Origin of the sequence: Streptomyces spongiicola (assembly GCF_003122365.1) — a bacterium.
Classification (GTDB): domain Bacteria; phylum Actinomycetota; class Actinomycetes; order Streptomycetales; family Streptomycetaceae; genus Streptomyces; species Streptomyces spongiicola.
In genome coordinates this window covers 1,722,566-1,738,110 of record NZ_CP029254.1, presented here as the reverse complement: position 1 = coordinate 1,738,110, position 15,545 = coordinate 1,722,566, and the positions used below count along the sequence as shown (strand labels likewise).

11 protein-coding genes are annotated in these 15,545 nt (G+C 72.7%); 1 reads left to right on the top strand and 10 read right to left on the bottom strand.

Annotation, left to right across the window (positions count from 1 at the left end):
• Positions 1-41: 41 nt before the first annotated feature.
• The 8 genes from DDQ41_RS07485 to DDQ41_RS07445 all read right to left on the bottom strand — a co-directional run bounded on the left by DDQ41_RS07485 (position 42) and on the right by DDQ41_RS07445 (position 10,857).
• Positions 42-317 carry a hypothetical protein gene (locus DDQ41_RS07485; protein ID WP_109297597.1) on the bottom strand — a complete coding sequence of 92 codons (276 nt, stop codon included), beginning with the start codon at positions 315-317 and terminating at the stop codon, positions 42-44.
• 692 nt (positions 318-1,009) lie between these two features.
• A complete protein-coding gene (locus DDQ41_RS07480) occupies positions 1,010-2,791 on the bottom strand; it encodes an IucA/IucC family protein (RefSeq protein ID WP_109293774.1) in 1,782 nt (593 codons plus the stop codon).
• Positions 2,788-3,405, bottom strand: coding sequence for a GNAT family N-acetyltransferase (locus DDQ41_RS07475; RefSeq protein WP_109293773.1), 618 nt, complete (start codon positions 3,403-3,405; stop codon positions 2,788-2,790). The genes DDQ41_RS07480 and DDQ41_RS07475 overlap by 4 nt, the downstream gene beginning before the upstream one ends.
• The gene (locus DDQ41_RS07470) at positions 3,402-4,682 is read right to left on the bottom strand and encodes a lysine N(6)-hydroxylase/L-ornithine N(5)-oxygenase family protein (protein ID WP_109293772.1); all 1,281 of its coding nucleotides are present in this window, start codon (positions 4,680-4,682) and stop codon (positions 3,402-3,404) included. The genes DDQ41_RS07475 and DDQ41_RS07470 overlap by 4 nt, the downstream gene beginning before the upstream one ends.
• Complete coding sequence (locus tag DDQ41_RS07465; RefSeq protein WP_109293771.1) at positions 4,666-6,117, bottom strand: pyridoxal phosphate-dependent decarboxylase family protein; 1,452 nt, start codon at positions 6,115-6,117, stop codon at positions 4,666-4,668. Before DDQ41_RS07465 ends, DDQ41_RS07470 begins: the two co-directional genes overlap by 17 nt.
• 403 nt (positions 6,118-6,520) lie before the next feature.
• Positions 6,521-7,399, bottom strand: a complete 879-nt coding sequence (locus tag DDQ41_RS07455) for a siderophore-interacting protein (RefSeq protein WP_109293770.1) — start codon at positions 7,397-7,399, stop codon at positions 6,521-6,523.
• 3 nt (positions 7,400-7,402) lie between these two features.
• Entirely contained in the window at positions 7,403-8,440 is a 1,038-nt protein-coding gene (locus tag DDQ41_RS07450) for an ABC transporter substrate-binding protein (RefSeq protein ID WP_109293769.1), read from the bottom strand.
• A 767-nt stretch (positions 8,441-9,207) separates the two neighbouring features.
• Entirely contained in the window at positions 9,208-10,857 is a 1,650-nt protein-coding gene (locus DDQ41_RS07445; protein WP_109293768.1) for an MFS transporter, read from the bottom strand.
• Between the two features lie 260 nt (positions 10,858-11,117).
• Between DDQ41_RS07445 and DDQ41_RS07440 the strand changes: the two genes are divergently transcribed.
• A complete protein-coding gene (locus DDQ41_RS07440; RefSeq protein ID WP_162602631.1) occupies positions 11,118-12,908 on the top strand; it encodes an AfsR/SARP family transcriptional regulator in 1,791 nt (596 codons plus the stop codon).
• Positions 12,909-13,003: 95 nt separating this feature from the next.
• On the opposite strand, the gene asnB is transcribed toward DDQ41_RS07440, so the two are convergent.
• A complete protein-coding gene (asnB, locus tag DDQ41_RS07435; protein ID WP_109293766.1) occupies positions 13,004-14,887 on the bottom strand; it encodes an asparagine synthase (glutamine-hydrolyzing) in 1,884 nt (627 codons plus the stop codon).
• A 105-nt stretch (positions 14,888-14,992) separates the two neighbouring features.
• Positions 14,993-15,445 (bottom strand): DUF6069 family protein, encoded by a 453-nt coding sequence (locus DDQ41_RS07430; RefSeq protein WP_109293765.1) that lies wholly within the window; start codon positions 15,443-15,445, stop codon positions 14,993-14,995.
• Positions 15,446-15,545: the final 100 nt, after the last annotated feature.

Genomic DNA, 15,545 nt, shown 5'->3' with positions numbered 1-15,545 from the left:
CCGCACGCGGGGTGCGCGGCGCACGCGGTCTCCGCGGCGGCTCAGCCGTAGACGATGCGGCGCAGCTGCCGGAGCGAGAGTTCCGGGGGAGCCACCGCGCGGTACGGCAGCTCGGCTGCGATCCGCTCGAAGATCTCCGTGTTCACGCCGCCGCCGGCCTGTAGCTCCCGGTGGCGGCGGCGGACGAACTCCTCGGTCGTCTCGTCGAAGAACGCCAGCACGTCCAGCACCACCCGGGCGGCCTCACCGCGCCGGAGCGCGGTGCTGCGCACCAGATGGTCGATGAGGTCGTCATGCGACGTACGGCGTTCGAGCACCCGTAGATACTGGGGTGCCGCCGGGGTGAAACGCAAGATTCCTGCCCGTTTTCGGGCATGAACCCGCGTGATCATGGTTACAGCCGCTGTCTGCGCCTGTCCTGCGCCTGTCCTGCGCCTGTCCTGCGCCTGTCCTGCGCCTGTCCTGGCACCTGTCCTGGCACCTGCCCTGCGCCTGCGCTGCGCCTGCGCTGTGCTTGTCCTGCGCCTGTCCCGCGGGCCGCTCCGCGGGCCGTTCGGACGCGGGCGCGGACCCCTCGCCGGGCTGCGGAGAGCCGTCCGCCGCCCGGTCCCTGCGGGCACCCTCGCCGGGCGCCGGGCGACGGGAACTCCGCCCGGTGCTCGCGGTCGACGCGGCCGGGGTGCCCCGCCATGGGTCGGACGCGGTCCGTGCCCCGGGGAAGTCCCCCGGGAGTCCCCCGGGAGCCCCCGGAACCCCGGAAGTCCCCCGGCGACCCGGCCCGGCACCCGCGGGGAGAGACCGCCGGCGCCGCCGTGGAACACCGGGCACGAGGACGGGCCGCGGCGGGGCGGGCGCCCCGCGAAGGACCGTGCTCCGCAGGGCGCCCGCCCGCTCCTCCGCCCGCCTGGCCGTCGGTCCGGCCGCCCGCTCCTCCGTCCGCCCGCGCCTCCGCCCGCCTGGCCGTCGGTCCGCCCGCTCCTCCGCCCGCCCGCGCCTCCGCCCTCCCGGCCTACCGGAACCGCGCGATCGGGTTCTCCAGGTCGCCCACCAGCTGGAGGGCGGCCGACGGGTCGGCCAGGTCCACCATCTGCCTGTTGTCGCGCAGCTGGAGCCGGTTGAGGCAGGACAGCGCGAACTCCGGCGCGAACATGTCGTACCGGGCGAACTTCTCCGCCAGGTGCGGCATGGACTCCTGGTAGCCGGTGACGCACTCGGCGACCGTCCGCCAGAACGCGTCCTCGTCCAGCACGCCCTCGGTGACCAGCGCCGCCGAGAGGAACCGGAAGAAGCAGTCGAAGACGTCGGTGAAGACCGACAGCAGCTTCATGTCCTCGGGGACCTCGGCGCGCACCCGCTCGACCGCGGGCGGAAGGACAGCGTCCGGGTCCATCACGCAGATCTCCTCGGCGATGTCCTTGAAGATCGCGCGGTTCACCGTGCCGTCCCGGTCGAGCACCAGGATGACGTTCTCCCCGTGCGGCATGTAGACCAGGTCGTACGCGTAGAAGCAGTGCAGCACCGGCAGGAGGTAGGCGTCCAGATACCGGCGCAGCCACTGCTCGGGGGTCAGGCCCGACCCGGTGATCAGTGCACCGGCGAGGGACTTCCCGGAGCGGTCGGTGTGCAGCAGTGCGGCCATCGTCGCCAGCCGCTCCCCGTCCTGAAGGGCGGGCACCGGGCTTTCGCGCCAGAGGGCCGCCAGCATCTTCCGGTAGGGGGAGAAGCGGTCCGTCGCGGCCTCGTACTCCAGGTGCCGGTACCCGACCGCGGCGCGCTCGCGGATGATCGAGAAGCGCGCCGCCGTCAGTACCCGGTCGCTCGCGATCAGGGCGGCCAGCCAGTCGTTGATGGCGGGCGTGGCCTCCATGTACGCGGCGGACAGTCCCCGCATGAAGCCCATGTTGATCACGGACATGGCCGTCTTCACATAGTGCTTCGACGGGTCGCCGGTGTTGAAGAAGGTGCGGATCGACTGCTGGGCGAGGTACTCGTCGTCGCCCTCGCCGAGCAGGACCAGCCGCCGCCGGGCCACCTCGGCGGCGAAGGTGACGGAGAGCTTGTTCCACCACTGCCAGGGGTGCACGGGCATCAGCAGATAGTCCCCGGGGTCCAGCCCGAGGTCGCGCAGCCGGGCGTCGAACCGGTCGAGCGCCTGCTGCCCCAGTTCGGCCCGCATCAGGTTCTCGTAGCCGAGGTCGCCGCAGGAGGTGAACGCGGCGCGCGAGCGGTGGGCGGCGACCCACAGCAGCCGGACCGGGGCCGCGGCCTCCGGCGCGTACCGGTGGTACTCGTGGATGCCGAAGCCGAGCCGTCCGTTGTTGGCGACGAAGCAGGGGTGGCCCTCGGTCATCCCGGTCTCGATGTCCTGGAACCCGGCGCGGCCGAGTTCGGCCGCGGACACCTCGGGCTTGGCGAGCTTGTACGCCGTGCCGGACAGGGTGGAGGAGATCTCCTCCAGGTACACCGGCAGGATCTCGTCGGACAGGCCGAGCGCGCCGCGCAGCTCGGTGAAGAACGCCAGTGCGTCCAGCGGGAGTTCGGTGCCGTCGCGGTGGCGGGTCACGGAGTCCGCCTCGACCTGCCAGTGGTCGAGGGCCAGCCGCCCGGCGGTGAAGCGGTACTCGGTCCTGCCGTCGTCGCTGGACACGGACCAGCGGCCGTCCCCGAGGTCCCTCGGCGCGAGCAGCCGCTCGTGGGAGAACTCGGCGAGGCCCTTGCGGACCAGCTGCCGGTCGGCCTCGGCCCACAGCTCCGGGGTGAGGTGGGAGACGCTGTCGATCGCCGTGGTCATCGCGGCACCTCCGTACCGCCGGTGGCCGCCTCGAACCGCTCACGTGTGCAGAAGCTCAGCAGCGCCTTCTTCTCGGGCTTCCGTATCTCCCGCTCGGGCACGAAGCCGACCGCTTCGTTGAGCGCGTGCACGGCCCTGTTGCCGACGTCCGGTTCGACGACGATCCGCCGGGTCGCCGGGTCGGCGAACAACTCCCGCACCACCGCGGTGATCACGGCCCGGGTGAAGCCGTGGATCGGGGTGCCGGTCGGGGCGACCAGGAAGTGCATGCCGACATCGCCCGGCTCGGGCTCGTACAGACCGACCAGCTCCACATGGCGGGGGTCGTAGCGCTCCATCAGAAAGGCCGGTTCGCCGTCGTGCAGCCCCATGAACGCCTCGTGGTGCTCGTGGGCGGCGATCCTCCGGTACTCGCGCTCGACGTCCTCGAGTCCCGCGTTCTGCATCATCCAGAACGCGGCCTTGGGGTCGGTGACCCAGCGGTGCAGCAGTTCGGCGTCGCTCGGGGTCCGGCCGCCGGAGGGGGCGGGCGCCGGGGTCTCCCCGCCGGCGGCGGGGGAGAGGTCGAGGGGACGGAAGGAGAACGTCCCCAGGGCGGGGGTGGTGGTGCTCATACGGCGAACTCCTGGAACGCGATGGTCTTCTCCACGGGGTAGTACTCGCTGCCGAGCATCTCGGCGATGAGATAGGCGTTGCGGTACGGGCCCATGCCCAGGTCGGGCGAGGTGATGGAGTGCGTGTGCACCCCCGCGTTCTGGAGGAAGACGCCGCGCCCCGTGGTGTCGACGGAGTAGTTGCGGGCGACGTCGAAGCGGCCCCGGCCGTCCCAGCGCAGCCGGTCGCGCACGGGTTCGAGGAAGCCGGGGACGACGTAGCGGTAGCCGGTGGCGAGGATCAGGCCCTCGGTGCGGATCTCGAAGTCCTTCTCCTGCTCCTCCTGGCGCAGCCCCAGCGTGTACGTGCCGTCCTCGTGGGAGGCCGTGCGCAGCGCGGTGTTGGTGAGCAGTCGGGTCGGCACCGGGCCGGCGAGGCTCTTCTGGTAGAGCAGGTCGAAGATCTCGTTGATGAGTTCTCCGTCGATGCCCTTGAAGAGGCTCTTCTGCTGGTTCTCCAGCCGGTAGCGGGTGGCCTCCGGCAGCGCGTGGAAGTAGTCCACGTACTCGGGGGAGGTCATCTCCAGGGTCAGCTTGGTGTACTCCAGCGGGAAGAACCGCGGGGAGCGGGTGACCCAGTTGAGCCGGTAGCCGTGCACGTCGATCCCGGAGAGCAGGTCCTGGTAGATCTCCGCGGCGCTCTGGCCGCTGCCGACGAGGGTGATCGACTCCTTGCGCTGCAACTCCTCCCTGGCCTGGAGGTAGCCGGAGTTGTGGATGAAGTCGCCGCCGAGGCCGCGGCAGGAGTCCGGGACGTACGGAGGGGTGCCGGTGCCCAGGACGAGCCTGCGTCCGCGGAACGTCTCGCCGGCGGCCGTGTGCACCGCGTAGACCTCGTCCGCCGCCTCGAACTCGACCCGGGTGACCGTGGTGCCGAAGCGGATGCTGCGCAGCTTCGCCGCGGCCCAGCGGCAGTAGTCGTTGTACTCGGTGCGCAGCGGGTAGAAGTTCTCGCGGATGTAGAAGGAGTAGAGCCGGCCCTGCTCCTTGAGGTAGTTGAGGAAGGAGTAGGGCGACGTCGGGTCGGCGAGGGTGACCAGGTCCGACATGAACGGGGTCTGCAGATGGGCGCCGTCGAGGAACATGCCGGAGTGCCACTCGAAGTCCGGCTTGGACTCGAGGAAGAGGCCGTTCAGCTCCTCGACGGGCTCGGTGAGGCAGGCGAGGCCGAGGTTGAACGGACCGAGCCCGATACCGATGAAGTCGTGGATGTCTCGGTGCTCAGGAGGCGTGGACAAGGTTCTCTCCCAGGTACTGCTCGGCGTGGCCGGCTATGAGGTCGAGGACGGCGGCGATGTCGGACGCGGTCGTCTCGGGGTTGAGCAGGGTGAACTTCAGGTACTGGCGGCCGTCGACCCTGGTTCCGGCGACGACGGCCTCCCCGGAGGCGAACAGGGCCTTGCGGGCGTACAGGTTCGCGCGGTCGATCTCCGCGGGGGAGGCGACCCGCCCCGGGATGCAGCGGAACACCAGGGTGGACAGCCGGGGCTCGGCGACGACGTCGTAGCGGGGGTCGGCGGCGAGCAGCCGCCAGCCCTCGGCGGCGAGGTCGCACACCTCGTCGAAGAGCCGGCCGACTCCGTCCGCGCCCATGACGCGCAGGGTCATCCACAGTTTGAGGGCGTCGAAGCGGCGGGTGGTCTGGAGGGACTTGTCGACCTGGTTGGGAATCCCCTCCTCCACCGTGCGCCGGGGGTTGAGGTAGTCGGCGTGGTGGGTGGCATGCCGCAGCGTGGCCCCGTCGCGGACCAGCAGGGCGGACGAACTCACCGGCTGGAAGAAGGACTTGTGGTAGTCGACGGTCACCGAGTCGGCGTGCTGGATGCCCTCCAGGAGCCCGCGGCGGGTCGGTGAGGCGAGGAGCCCGCAGCCGTAGGCGGCGTCGACGTGCATCCAGGCGCCGTGCTCCTCGCACAGTGCGGCGATCTCGGGAAGCGGGTCGATGGACCCGAAGTCGGTGGTGCCGGCGGTGGCGACGACCGCCATGGGGGCCAGTCCGGCGCGCCGGCACCCGTCCAGCTCGGCGGCGAGGGCGACGGTCTGCATCCGCCGGTCCCGGTCGACGGGCACGGACACCACCGCGTCCGGGGCGAGCCCCAGCAGGCCGGCGGACTTCTGGACGCTGAAGTGGCTGCACTCGGAGGCGAGGACGCGCAGCTTCGACAGGTCCTCCCGGTCAGCGGGCTTCACCTCCTCGCGGGCGAGCAGCAGCGCCTGCAGGTTGGACTGGCTGCCCCCGCTGGTGAACACGCCGTCCGCGGCCGGGCCGAGGCCGATCCGCCCGGTGGTCCAGTCGACGAGCCTGCGCTCGATCAGCGTGCCGCCGGCGCTCTGGTCCCAGGTGTCCAGGGAGGAGTTGACGGCGGAGAGGACCGCCTCGGCCACCAGGGCGGGGATGACCACGGGGCAGTTGAGGTGGCCGAGGTAGCGGGGATGGTGGAAGTAGACCGCGTCGCGCAGATACACCCGCTCCAGTTCGTCCAGCGCGGCGGAGGGGTCGCCGAGCGGCTGGTCGAGGTCGACCGCGGCGATCGCCGGGGCCAGCCCGTCCGGGGAGATCCCGGTGAACGGCCGGGTGGTCGTGGCGAGTTTGTCCGCCACCCGCTCGACTCCTTCGGTCACCAGGCTGCGGTAGTGCTCCGCCGTTGTGCCGTTGAGCAGGTGCGAGCGCATCGTGGTGGTCCTCCCGGTGCGGGGACGTGGCAGGGCCCGCCCCTGGGGGCGGTGGCGGGCGGTGGGGCGACTGGAACTTAGGTTAGCCTAACCTGAAGTGCTGCTTCTGTCGGCCCCTACGGCACGGACGGGAGGGCGAGTTGGCTCACACCCGGCGGGCCCGCGGAAGCGGCACACGGCGCTGCGGCCCCGTCGCTGGTGCGACGGGGCCGCAGCCGACGGCGACGGGGAGGCGGCGGCCGGGGGCGCCCGGTGGGCTCCGCCAACCGCGCCAACCGCGCCAACCGCGCCAACCGCGCCAACCGCGCCAACCGCGCCGGCCGGCGCCGCGGCCAACCCGCCCTGGCCGACGCAGAGTCCGACGCAGGGGCCGACTGCCGTGAGCCGGTGGGGCCTTGTGGGTCTACTCGCCGTCGTCGGGGGCCTCCCGCAGGGCGTCCTCGCTGAGGCCCCTGCGCCAGTAGCCGACGAACGTGACCCGGCGGCGGTCGAGTCCGCGCTCGCCGACGAGATGCCGGCGCAGCGCCTTCACCGAACCCGACTCGCCCGCGATCCACGCATACGGTGAGCTACCGGCGAACTCGGCGGCGCGCACGGCCTCCACCGCCCGGGGCGCCCCCTCGTCCCGCACCAGCCAGGTGACCGCGGCCTCGGCCGCGGTCGCGAACTCCGTACGGTCCCCGGCGTGCGGCACCTCGATCCAGACCTGCGCGCGGATCCCGGGCGGCAGCCACTCCAGGACGGCCGAGGCGGCGGGCAGCGCCGTCTCGTCCGCCCAGATCAGCACGGAGTCGGCGTCCCCGGGCAGCCGGAAGCGGACCGCGGTGTTGTCGGCGACCGCCGGGCCGAGGACCGTCACCCGGTCTCCAGCGGAGGCCCGCTGCGCCCAGCGGCACGCCGGGCCGCCGTCCTCGTGCACCGCGAAGTCGATGTCGATCTCGCCGTGTTCACCGGCGTCGGGGCGCTGTGCGCGGACCGTGTACGAGCGCATCACGGCCCGTTCGCCTTCCGGCAGCGCCCGCCAGGCGCCGAGGCGCGCGTACATGTCCCGCTCCCCGGGGAGCGGGATGACGGGCTCCTCCTGCCCCGGGTGCGGCAGGAAGAGCGAGAGGGACTGGTCGCGCCCTCCGGAGGCGAAGGCCCGGAGGGCCTCCCCTCCGGGGCCTTCGGACCGGGAGGCGCCCCCGCCGAAGGTGACCCGGATCAGCGACGGGCCGAGCCGGCGCGTCCGCACGACCTGGAGGGGGAAGAAGCGAAACGGTGCGGCCGCGGCTGCCGGCATGGGTCAGGCGACCTTCTTCGCGTTCTCGATGGCCTGGGCCAGGTCGTCGAGGATCGGCGTGCACTTCTCGTACGAGTAGACCGGCTCGGTGACGCGCGGGACGACCTGGCCGGCCCTGACGGCGGGCAGCTGGGCCCAGGTCGGCTTGGACTTCAGCGCGTCGGGCTGGAGGGCCGAGGCGCGGTTGTCCATCATGATGACGTCGGCCTCGTACTTGTCGACGTTCTCCCAGCTGAGGCCCTCGAACCAGCCGCCCTCGTCGAGGCTCCCCGGCGTCACGAAGTTGACGCCGAGTTCCTTGAAGTACAGCGTGTCGGTCGGCCGCGCCGGGCTGGAGACGTAGAACAGCTCGGCGCTCGCGGAGCCGACCAGCACCCTGATCTCCGGCTTGGCCCTGGCGGCGGCGCGCAGCCGGGCCGCGGCCTTCTCGAAGGCGGCCTTGGCGTCCGTGATCTTCTTGGTCCCGACGTCGGCGCCGAGGGACTCGGCCAGTTCGACATGGCGCTGGAGGACCTTCGGCATCGTCTGGTCGGCGGCCGAGAGGGCGACGCTCGGGGCCAGCTTCAGGATCTTGTCCTTGGACTCGTCCGGCACGTACCAGAGGGAGCCCTTCTCCCACATGTCGGTGATGAGCACGTCCGGCGCCAGCGCCGCGTACTGCTCGACGTTGAACTCGCCCCAGACGTTGCCGAGGACCTTGACCTTGTCGATGTCGAGGTCGCCCGCCTGGACGTCCGGTGTCCTGGTGCCCTTGGCCTTGTCCTCGACGTACGTGGGGCCGAAGACGCCCTTCACCTCGATGCCGAGGTCGTGGAGCGCGGCCGCCATGCCGGTGAAGGCGACGATGTTCTCCGGCGTGGCCTCGGTCTTGGCGACCTGGCCGCGGTCGTCCTTGAACTGCCAGGGGCCGGACGTCGCTCCGGCAGTCGTCTCGGCGTCCTTTCCGCCCCCGCACGCGGTGAGCGCGGCGCCGATCCCGAGGGCACCTCCGGCGGCGAGCAGTCCACGGCGGGTGAGGGTTACGGCTCTGGCATCGGGCATGGCGGAGTCGCTTTCTGACGTGCCGGGTTCGGCCATCGGGCAGATTCGAAGATAGGTTAGCCTAACCTCAGATCGGCCTGTTCGTCCGGGGGTGCGCCCTGAGTGCGGGACACCCCGGCTCCGGACCCGGCCCGACCCGGCCCGGTGCCGAAGGCGGCCCGGAGCGCTGCGGCGTTGCCGGGCCGGTATCGGGTGGCGCGCCGGTACGGGGCGGCTGACCGGCACGGGGCGCCGGCACGAAGTGGTTCACCGGCACGGGGCGGCTGACCGGTACGGGGCGCCGGCACGAAGTGGTTCACCGGCACGGGGCGGCTGACCGGCACGGGGCGGCTGACCGGCACGGGGCGGCTGACCGGTACGGGGCGGCTGACCGGTACGGGGCGCCGGCACGAAGTGGTTCACCGGCACGGGGCGGCTGACCGGCACGGGGTGGTTGACCGGTACGGGGCGTCGGTACGGGGTGGTTGACCGGCACAGGGCGCCGGCACGAAGTGGTTGACCGGCACGAAGTGGTTGACCGGTACGGGGTGGTTGACCGGTACGGGGCGGCGGGCGGAGTTCTGCGCCACGGGGGAGGACGCGGTGCTCCGCCCACCCTCGTGGCCCGGCAGGCCGTGGCGGGTACCCCGGGTCGCAGGGTGCCCGCGGTGGCTCGGGATCCGCTGGGCTGGCTGGGCTGGCTGGGCTGTCGTGGGATCGGCGCCCGGCGGAGGGGCGCTGCTCACGGCCGAAGGGCTGCCGCCGCCGGATCGACCCCGGCTCGGGGGTTATTCCGGGCGGCCGGTTCCCACCAGCGGCCCGTCGGGTCCGCCCTCCCCGAGGGATCGGCCGGAGCCGCCCGGCCCCTCCGGCCCCTCCGGCGCGCCCGGCCCGCCGGGCCCCCGGGCCTCCAGGCGGGCGTCCTTCATCAGCAGCGCCGCCGCCAGACCGGCCAGCAGCACCGGCACGGCGCAGAGGAAGACGGTCGACAGCGCGTTTCCGTAGACCTCCGCCACCGCTCCGGCGGTCCCGGGGTCGAGGGTGGCGGCCCGCGCCGGGTCCCATGTGCCCTCCACGACGCTGTCCGCCGTGTCCGCCGGCAGCAGCCGGGCGGCTTCGGCTCCGAGCCGGGCGTTGAGGACCGAGCCGAACACCGTGGCGCCGAAGGCCGTGCCCAGGTTCCGGGCGAGCCCCACGGTGGAGGTGCTGACCCCGATGTGCTCCCTGGGCGCCGTGCTCTGGGCGACGAGCGTGGTCACCTGGGCGGAGAGGCCGGCGCCGATGCCCATGACGGCGAGCAGCAGGGCGATGGCCGCGGCCCCGCCGTCCGCCGCGGTCAGCGACATGGACGCGGCGGCAGCGGCGGCGAGCGCGGTGCTGGCCACCGGGAACCACTTGTACCGCCCCGTCCTGGCGATGACCTGCCCCGCCACCACGGTCGCCGCCGCCATGCAGAGCATCGCGGGAAGGAACAGGAGTCCGATCCGCGAGGCGCTCACCCCGGCCACCGTCCGGAGGTAGAGCGGTACGAAGTTGACGCAGCCGAAGAAGGCGAAGCTGACCGTGAAGGCCACCGCCGTGCAGATCGTGAACGTCCGGTCCCCGAACAGTTTCAGGGGGACGACCGGTTCGGCCGCCGACCGCTCCCGGAGCAGCCATCCCGCGGCCAGTACGAGTGCCCCGGCGCCGAGTGCGACGACGGCCGGCCGGCCCCACCCGTGGCGGCCGGCCAGGTCGGTCGCGAGGACCAGGCAGGCGATGAGTCCGGCGAGGAGCGCGATACCGGCGTGGTCGACGCGCGGGCGGGTCGTGCGGGGGCCGGTGGTGCCGGGCAGCAGGAGCCGGATGCCGGCCAGTGCGAGCAGGCCGAGCGGAATGTTGACGTAGAAGATCCACCGCCAGCCCAGCTGGTCGGTCAGGGCGCCGCCGACGAGCGGGCCCGCGAGGTTGGCGACGACCATGACCGCCGCGAACCACCCCTGGTACCTGGCGCGTTGCCGGGGCGGCAGCAGATCGCCGAGCACGGCGAACGCGCTCACCTGGAGCCCTCCGCCGCCGAGCCCCTGAAGCGCGCGGAAGGCGATGAGCTGGCCCATGGAGTCGGCCGTACCGCAGGCCGCCGATCCGGCGAGGAAGACCACGACGGCCGACAGGTAGACCGCCCGGCGGCCGAAGAGGTCGCCGAGCTTGCCGTAGACGGGCATGGCCACGCTGAAGGTGAGCATGTACGAGGTGAAGGTCCAGCTGTACAGGTCGAGCGCGCCCAGATCCGCGGTGAGGCTGGGGCCGGCGGTCGCGGTGATCGACTGGTCCGTCATCGACATCGCGCTGGTGAGCAGCAGGGACCCGAGCAGGAGGGGGAAGCGGGGTGGCAGTGGACCGTGTGGCGGGGTGGCGGGGGCCTGTCCCGGCGGACGGCCGGCGGCGGGTCCGGTCATCGGTCACTCCTGGGGAAGGATAAGGTGACTTTGCAATCATATGCTTTCGGCATGTGAATGTCTTCTGTAGGGTAACGGCGAAAACCGTTCTCCATCGGGGGATTTGTGTGACCGCTCGATGATCGACACCTTCGGTCGAGTGCCGCTCAAGCAGAAGTCAAGTGATCGACCTCACGCTCACGACGTGCATCAGGCCGTATCAGATGCAATCCACGGGAGGGTCAGTGCTGCAGATCGGGTTACTTGGAACCCTGCAAGTCGTGCACGACGGCACGCACGTCACGCCGTCCGCTCCGAAGGTCCGTCAGGTCCTCGCCCTGCTCGCGCTGCGGGCCAACAGTACGGTTCCGCTGCATCAACTGGTCGAGGAACTATGGGAAGAGCGTCCGCCGTCCAGTGCGGCCACCACTCTCCAGACGTACATCTACCAACTGCGCAAGCTGCCGGGGCTGAGCGAGTCGGGGCGTGCCGACCCCGGCGCGCCCCTCGGAGCGCTGCTGACCACCCCCGGCGGCTACCGGCTGTCGGTCCCCGAGGGCTGTCTGGACAGCCGGAGGTTCGCCGACCTCGCCACCCGCGGCAGACGAGCGATGGAGGAGGGAGCGGTCAGCGAAGCCGCCGCCACGCTTCATCGGGCCCTCGCCGTCTGGCGGGGGCCCGCTCTCTGTGACCTGGCCCCGGGGCCGATCGCGGGCATCGACGCCCTGCGGCTCGAGGAGCAGCGCTACGAGGTCCTGGAGGAGCGCATCGACGCGGATCTGCTGCTCGGCCGCCACCACCGCCTGATCAGCGAGCTGACCGCACTGGCCGCGGACAACCCCACCCGGGAGGGGCTGCACGCCAAGCTCATGCTGGCGCTCTACCGGGCTGGCCGGCGGCCGGACGCGCTGGAGGTCTTCCAGCGGATACGCCAGGTCCTCAGCCGGGAGCTGGGCCTGGAGCCCTGTTCCGAGCTCCAGCGGCTGCACCAGCAGGTACTGGCCGGCGACCCCGGGCTCGACCTCCCCGCGGGGACGGCGGTGCAGGGGCCGCCGTCCGGGCAGCCTCCCGTGACCCTGCCCGCCGACGTCCCGCTGATCGGCCGGGAGGCCGAACTCGCCCGGGCCCGCCGGGCGCTGACGGAGTCCGCGGGCCGGGACCGCCCGCGGTGCGTCTCGGTGGCGGGTGCCCCCGGCGTGGGCACCACGGCCTTCGCCGTCGCCCTCGCCCACCGCCTGGGCGACGTCTTCCCCGACGGCCGGCTCTATGTGTCCTTCGGGGATCCCGCCGGTCCGCGCGGAGTCGACGAGGTGCTGGCCGACCTGCTCCAGGCGGTCGGCCACCGGCGCTCCGAGCTGCCCGCGGGCCGGGCGGACCGGGCCCGGATGTTCCGGTGCTGGACCGCGGGGCGGCGGGTGCTGCTCGTCGTCGACGACGTGGCGGCGGCACACCAGGTCACCGACCTGGTGCCGGCGCACGCCGGCTCGGCCGTCCTGGCCGCCGGCTACCGGCGCCTGTACGGCGGCGGGTTCGGGACGTCCATGGACCTGCTGCCGATCGGCCCAGACCAGTCGCACGAACTCTTCCTGGGCGCACTGGGCCGGGACCGGCTCCCGGGCGGCGGCGCGTGCCTGCACCGGGTGCTCGACCTCTTCGGCGGCCTGCCGGGCCCGATGGTCGAGGCCGTGGGCATGCTGGCGCTGCGGCCGCACTGGTCGCTGCGGCAGCTCGTCGACTGGATGAACCGCGACCGGCACACCGGGGTCCCGCACCAGCGGCCGCACCCGTTCCACCATGTGCTCCGGCGCTGCGGGGGGTTGGGGCACCGCCAGTACGACACGCTGGCCAAGCTGGCCTGCGAGGGGGACGGCGCGCTGACGGTGGAGGAGGCGTCCCGGATCCTGGGGCTGGAGGCGGACGACACCGAGGAACTGCTGGAGGAACTGCTCGAGTTCCTCCTCCTGGAGGTGGATCTCGTGCGCGACGGGTCCTCCGAGCGGTTCTTCAGGTACCGGCTGCCGCCGCTGCTCCGGATGGCCCTGCGCACGACGCCGGTGCGTGCCCTGGCCTGACCCGTTCCGTACCGGCCGGGCGTGCGGCGGCGCCGCACCGGAGGCGGGCAGGGGGTGGCTGACCGGGCGCCCCCTGCCCGCGTACCGGCGGACCCTCACAGCTCCACGCGGCCGCCGTGCTCCAGGAGCCAGCGGTTGACCTGAAGGGCCATCTCCACGTTCATCCGGTGCAGCCAGTCCCGCGCCTCGGCCTCTCCCGCCGGACCGGTGACCCGGCGCGCCTTCCCCAGGTCCAGCAGCGGCAGCACCGGCGAGGACGGGTCGGCCAGCACCTCCGCGAACTCCTGGTGCAGGGCCTTGGTGTATGTCGCGTCCTGGCTCACCGGGAAGGGGGCCTTGGGGCGTTCCAGCACCTGCTCGGGCAGCAGGTCCGCGGCGGCCGCCCGCAGCAGGCTCTTCTCCCTGCCGTCGAAGGTCTTCATCTCCCAGGGGATGTTGTACGCGTACTGGACCAGCCGGTGGTCGCAGAACGGAACCCGCACCTCCAGCCCCGAGGCCATGCTGAGCCGGTCGTTGCGCTCCAGCAGCCGGGGGAGCCAGTGGGTCAGGTGGAGATGGCACACCTCCCGGGCACGGCGCTCCTGCGGGTCCTCGCCGGCCAGCCGGGGGATGCCCGCCATGGCCTGGGAGTAGCGCTCCGCGTAGTAGGCGGGCATGTCGAGGCGGGACGCGAAGTCCGCGGACAGCAGCCCCCGCCCCAGGCCCGCGCGGGTTCCCGGGTGCCACTGCTCGAAGGCGACCCAGGGGAACTGCTCCTCGTCGGCCAGGTCGGGGATGTGCACCCAGCTGTAGCCGCCGAAGATCTCGTCGGCGCTCTCGCCCGTCAGCGCGACCCTGGAGTGGCGGCTCACTCCCGCGAACGCCTGGTACGTGGAGGTGTCCATGTCCCCGAAAGGGGCCGGGACGTCCTGTGCGCGCAGCACGGCGCGGCGCGCCGCCGGGGCGGTCAGGTCCGCCGTGGTCAGCTCGATCTCCAGGTGGTCGGCGCCGATGTGCCCGGCGACGGCCCGGGCGTACGGGGCGTCGGGGGCGCTGCGCACCAGATCGGGCTGGAAGTTGTCGCTGTATCCGCTGTAGGTGACGGTCGTGGTGCGGACCGGGCCGGCGCCCTCGCGGGCCAGGGCGCGGGCGGCGAGCGCGGCGACGGTGCTGGAGTCGAGGCCGCCGGAGAGCAGCACGCTCAGCGGCACGTCGGAGACCAGCTCGCGGGCGACGCTGCTCTCCAGCAGCTCGCGCACCGTCCGTACGGTGCCGTCGAGGCCGTCCTCGTGCGGGCGGGCCTCCAGCTGCCAGTAGCGGCGCAGGGACACCTCGCCGTCCGGCCCGTACGTCAGGGTGTGACCGGGCGGCAGGTCGCGGATGTCGCGGTGGACGCTCTCGCCGGGGGCGCGGGCCATGGAGAAGAGCACCCGGAGGCCGTCGAGGTCGACGTCCGGGCGGACGGCGGGGTGGGCGAGCAGGGTCTTCGGTTCGGATCCGAACACCAGGCACTCGGCGGTCCGCGCGTAGGAGAGCGGCTTGATGCCGAAGCGGTCGCGGGCCAGCAGCACCGTGCGCCGGCCCGGGTCCCACACGGCGAAGGCGAACATGCCCTCCAGCCGCTCGACGCACCGCTCGCCCCACTCCAGGTACGCCCGGAGTACCACCTCGGTGTCGCTGCGGGTGCGGAAGCGGTGTCCGAGGCCGGCCAGCTCGGTGCGCAGCTCCCGGAAGTTGTAGACCTCCCCGTTGTAGGCGAGCACCGCCCGCGGTTCGCCGTCCTGCCGTCCCGCCTCCGGAGCGGCCTCCATCGGCTGGCGGCCGCCTTCCGCGTCGATGACCGCCAGCCTGGTGTGGATCAGCGTGGCGTGCCGGTCCGCCCGGATGCCCCGGTCGTCCGGGCCGCGGCAGGCCATCGTCCGCGCCATGCCCTCGGCGAGTCCGGGGTCCTCCCGGACCGGGCTGCCCCAGCGGCCGGCCCAGCCTGCGATGCCGCACATTCGGGATCTCCTTCCATGGCCTGTCGGTTGCGCTGGCCGCAAAGCTCCCCCCGGGCGCTCGAAGCCGCGTGGAGGGCCGCTGGACCGTTTCCGGCTCCGGTTCCGTCACGGGACCGGACCTCGGTCCGGCACGGAACCGCGGCGGAAGGCCGGGATCAGGACGGCGCCGACGGTGAGGTGCAGCAGCACCAGGGTGATCCGGTTTCCGGTGGTCAGGCCCGCGCCGAACAGCGGCGCGAAGAGCGAGAGGGCCAGCACCAGCGACGCGGCGCCGGTCCACAGGACCGGGGCGCGACCGGTCAGCCGCTCGAGCAGCACCAGCAGGCCCCATCCCAGCAGCGAGACCACCGCCGACCCGATGATCACGGCCGGGAGGAGGAGCTCGCTGGTGGTCGTCGAGCCGGGGCCGTCCGGAATCCTCAGGTCGATTCCGAGGGCGGAGTGGGCGACCAGCCAGATCAGTGCGTCGGCCAGCACGGCGCCGGCGACGGCGAGAGCGCGGACGCGCACCGGGCCGCCGCTGCCGGCGCGTGCGGGGACGGTGGGGAGTGTGGACATCTCGGGCCTCCTTCAGCTCGCACGGGCGTCCGCGCCCACTGCGCATGTCCGCTCACGCATGTCATGCATGCCCGTCACACATGCGTGACTCACGCACATA

Bases quoted from the DNA above. Each gene is read 5' to 3' on its own strand.
- DDQ41_RS07430 (WP_109293765.1), bottom strand. From the start codon at position 15,445: ATGTCCACACTCCCCACCGTCCCCGCACGCGCCGGCAGCGGCGGCCCG.
- DDQ41_RS07450 (WP_109293769.1), bottom strand. From the start codon at position 8,440: ATGCCCGATGCCAGAGCCGTAACCCTCACCCGCCGTGGACTGCTCGCC.
- DDQ41_RS07480 (WP_109293774.1), bottom strand. From the start codon at position 2,791: ATGACCACGGCGATCGACAGCGTCTCCCACCTCACCCCGGAGCTGTGG.
- asnB (WP_109293766.1), bottom strand. From the start codon at position 14,887: ATGTGCGGCATCGCAGGCTGGGCCGGCCGCTGGGGCAGCCCGGTCCGG.
- DDQ41_RS07465 (WP_109293771.1), bottom strand. From the start codon at position 6,117: ATGCGCTCGCACCTGCTCAACGGCACAACGGCGGAGCACTACCGCAGC.
- DDQ41_RS07475 (WP_109293773.1), bottom strand. From the start codon at position 3,405: ATGAGCACCACCACCCCCGCCCTGGGGACGTTCTCCTTCCGTCCCCTC.
- DDQ41_RS07445 (WP_109293768.1), bottom strand. From the start codon at position 10,857: ATGACCGGACCCGCCGCCGGCCGTCCGCCGGGACAGGCCCCCGCCACC.
- DDQ41_RS07455 (WP_109293770.1), bottom strand. From the start codon at position 7,399: ATGCCGGCAGCCGCGGCCGCACCGTTTCGCTTCTTCCCCCTCCAGGTC.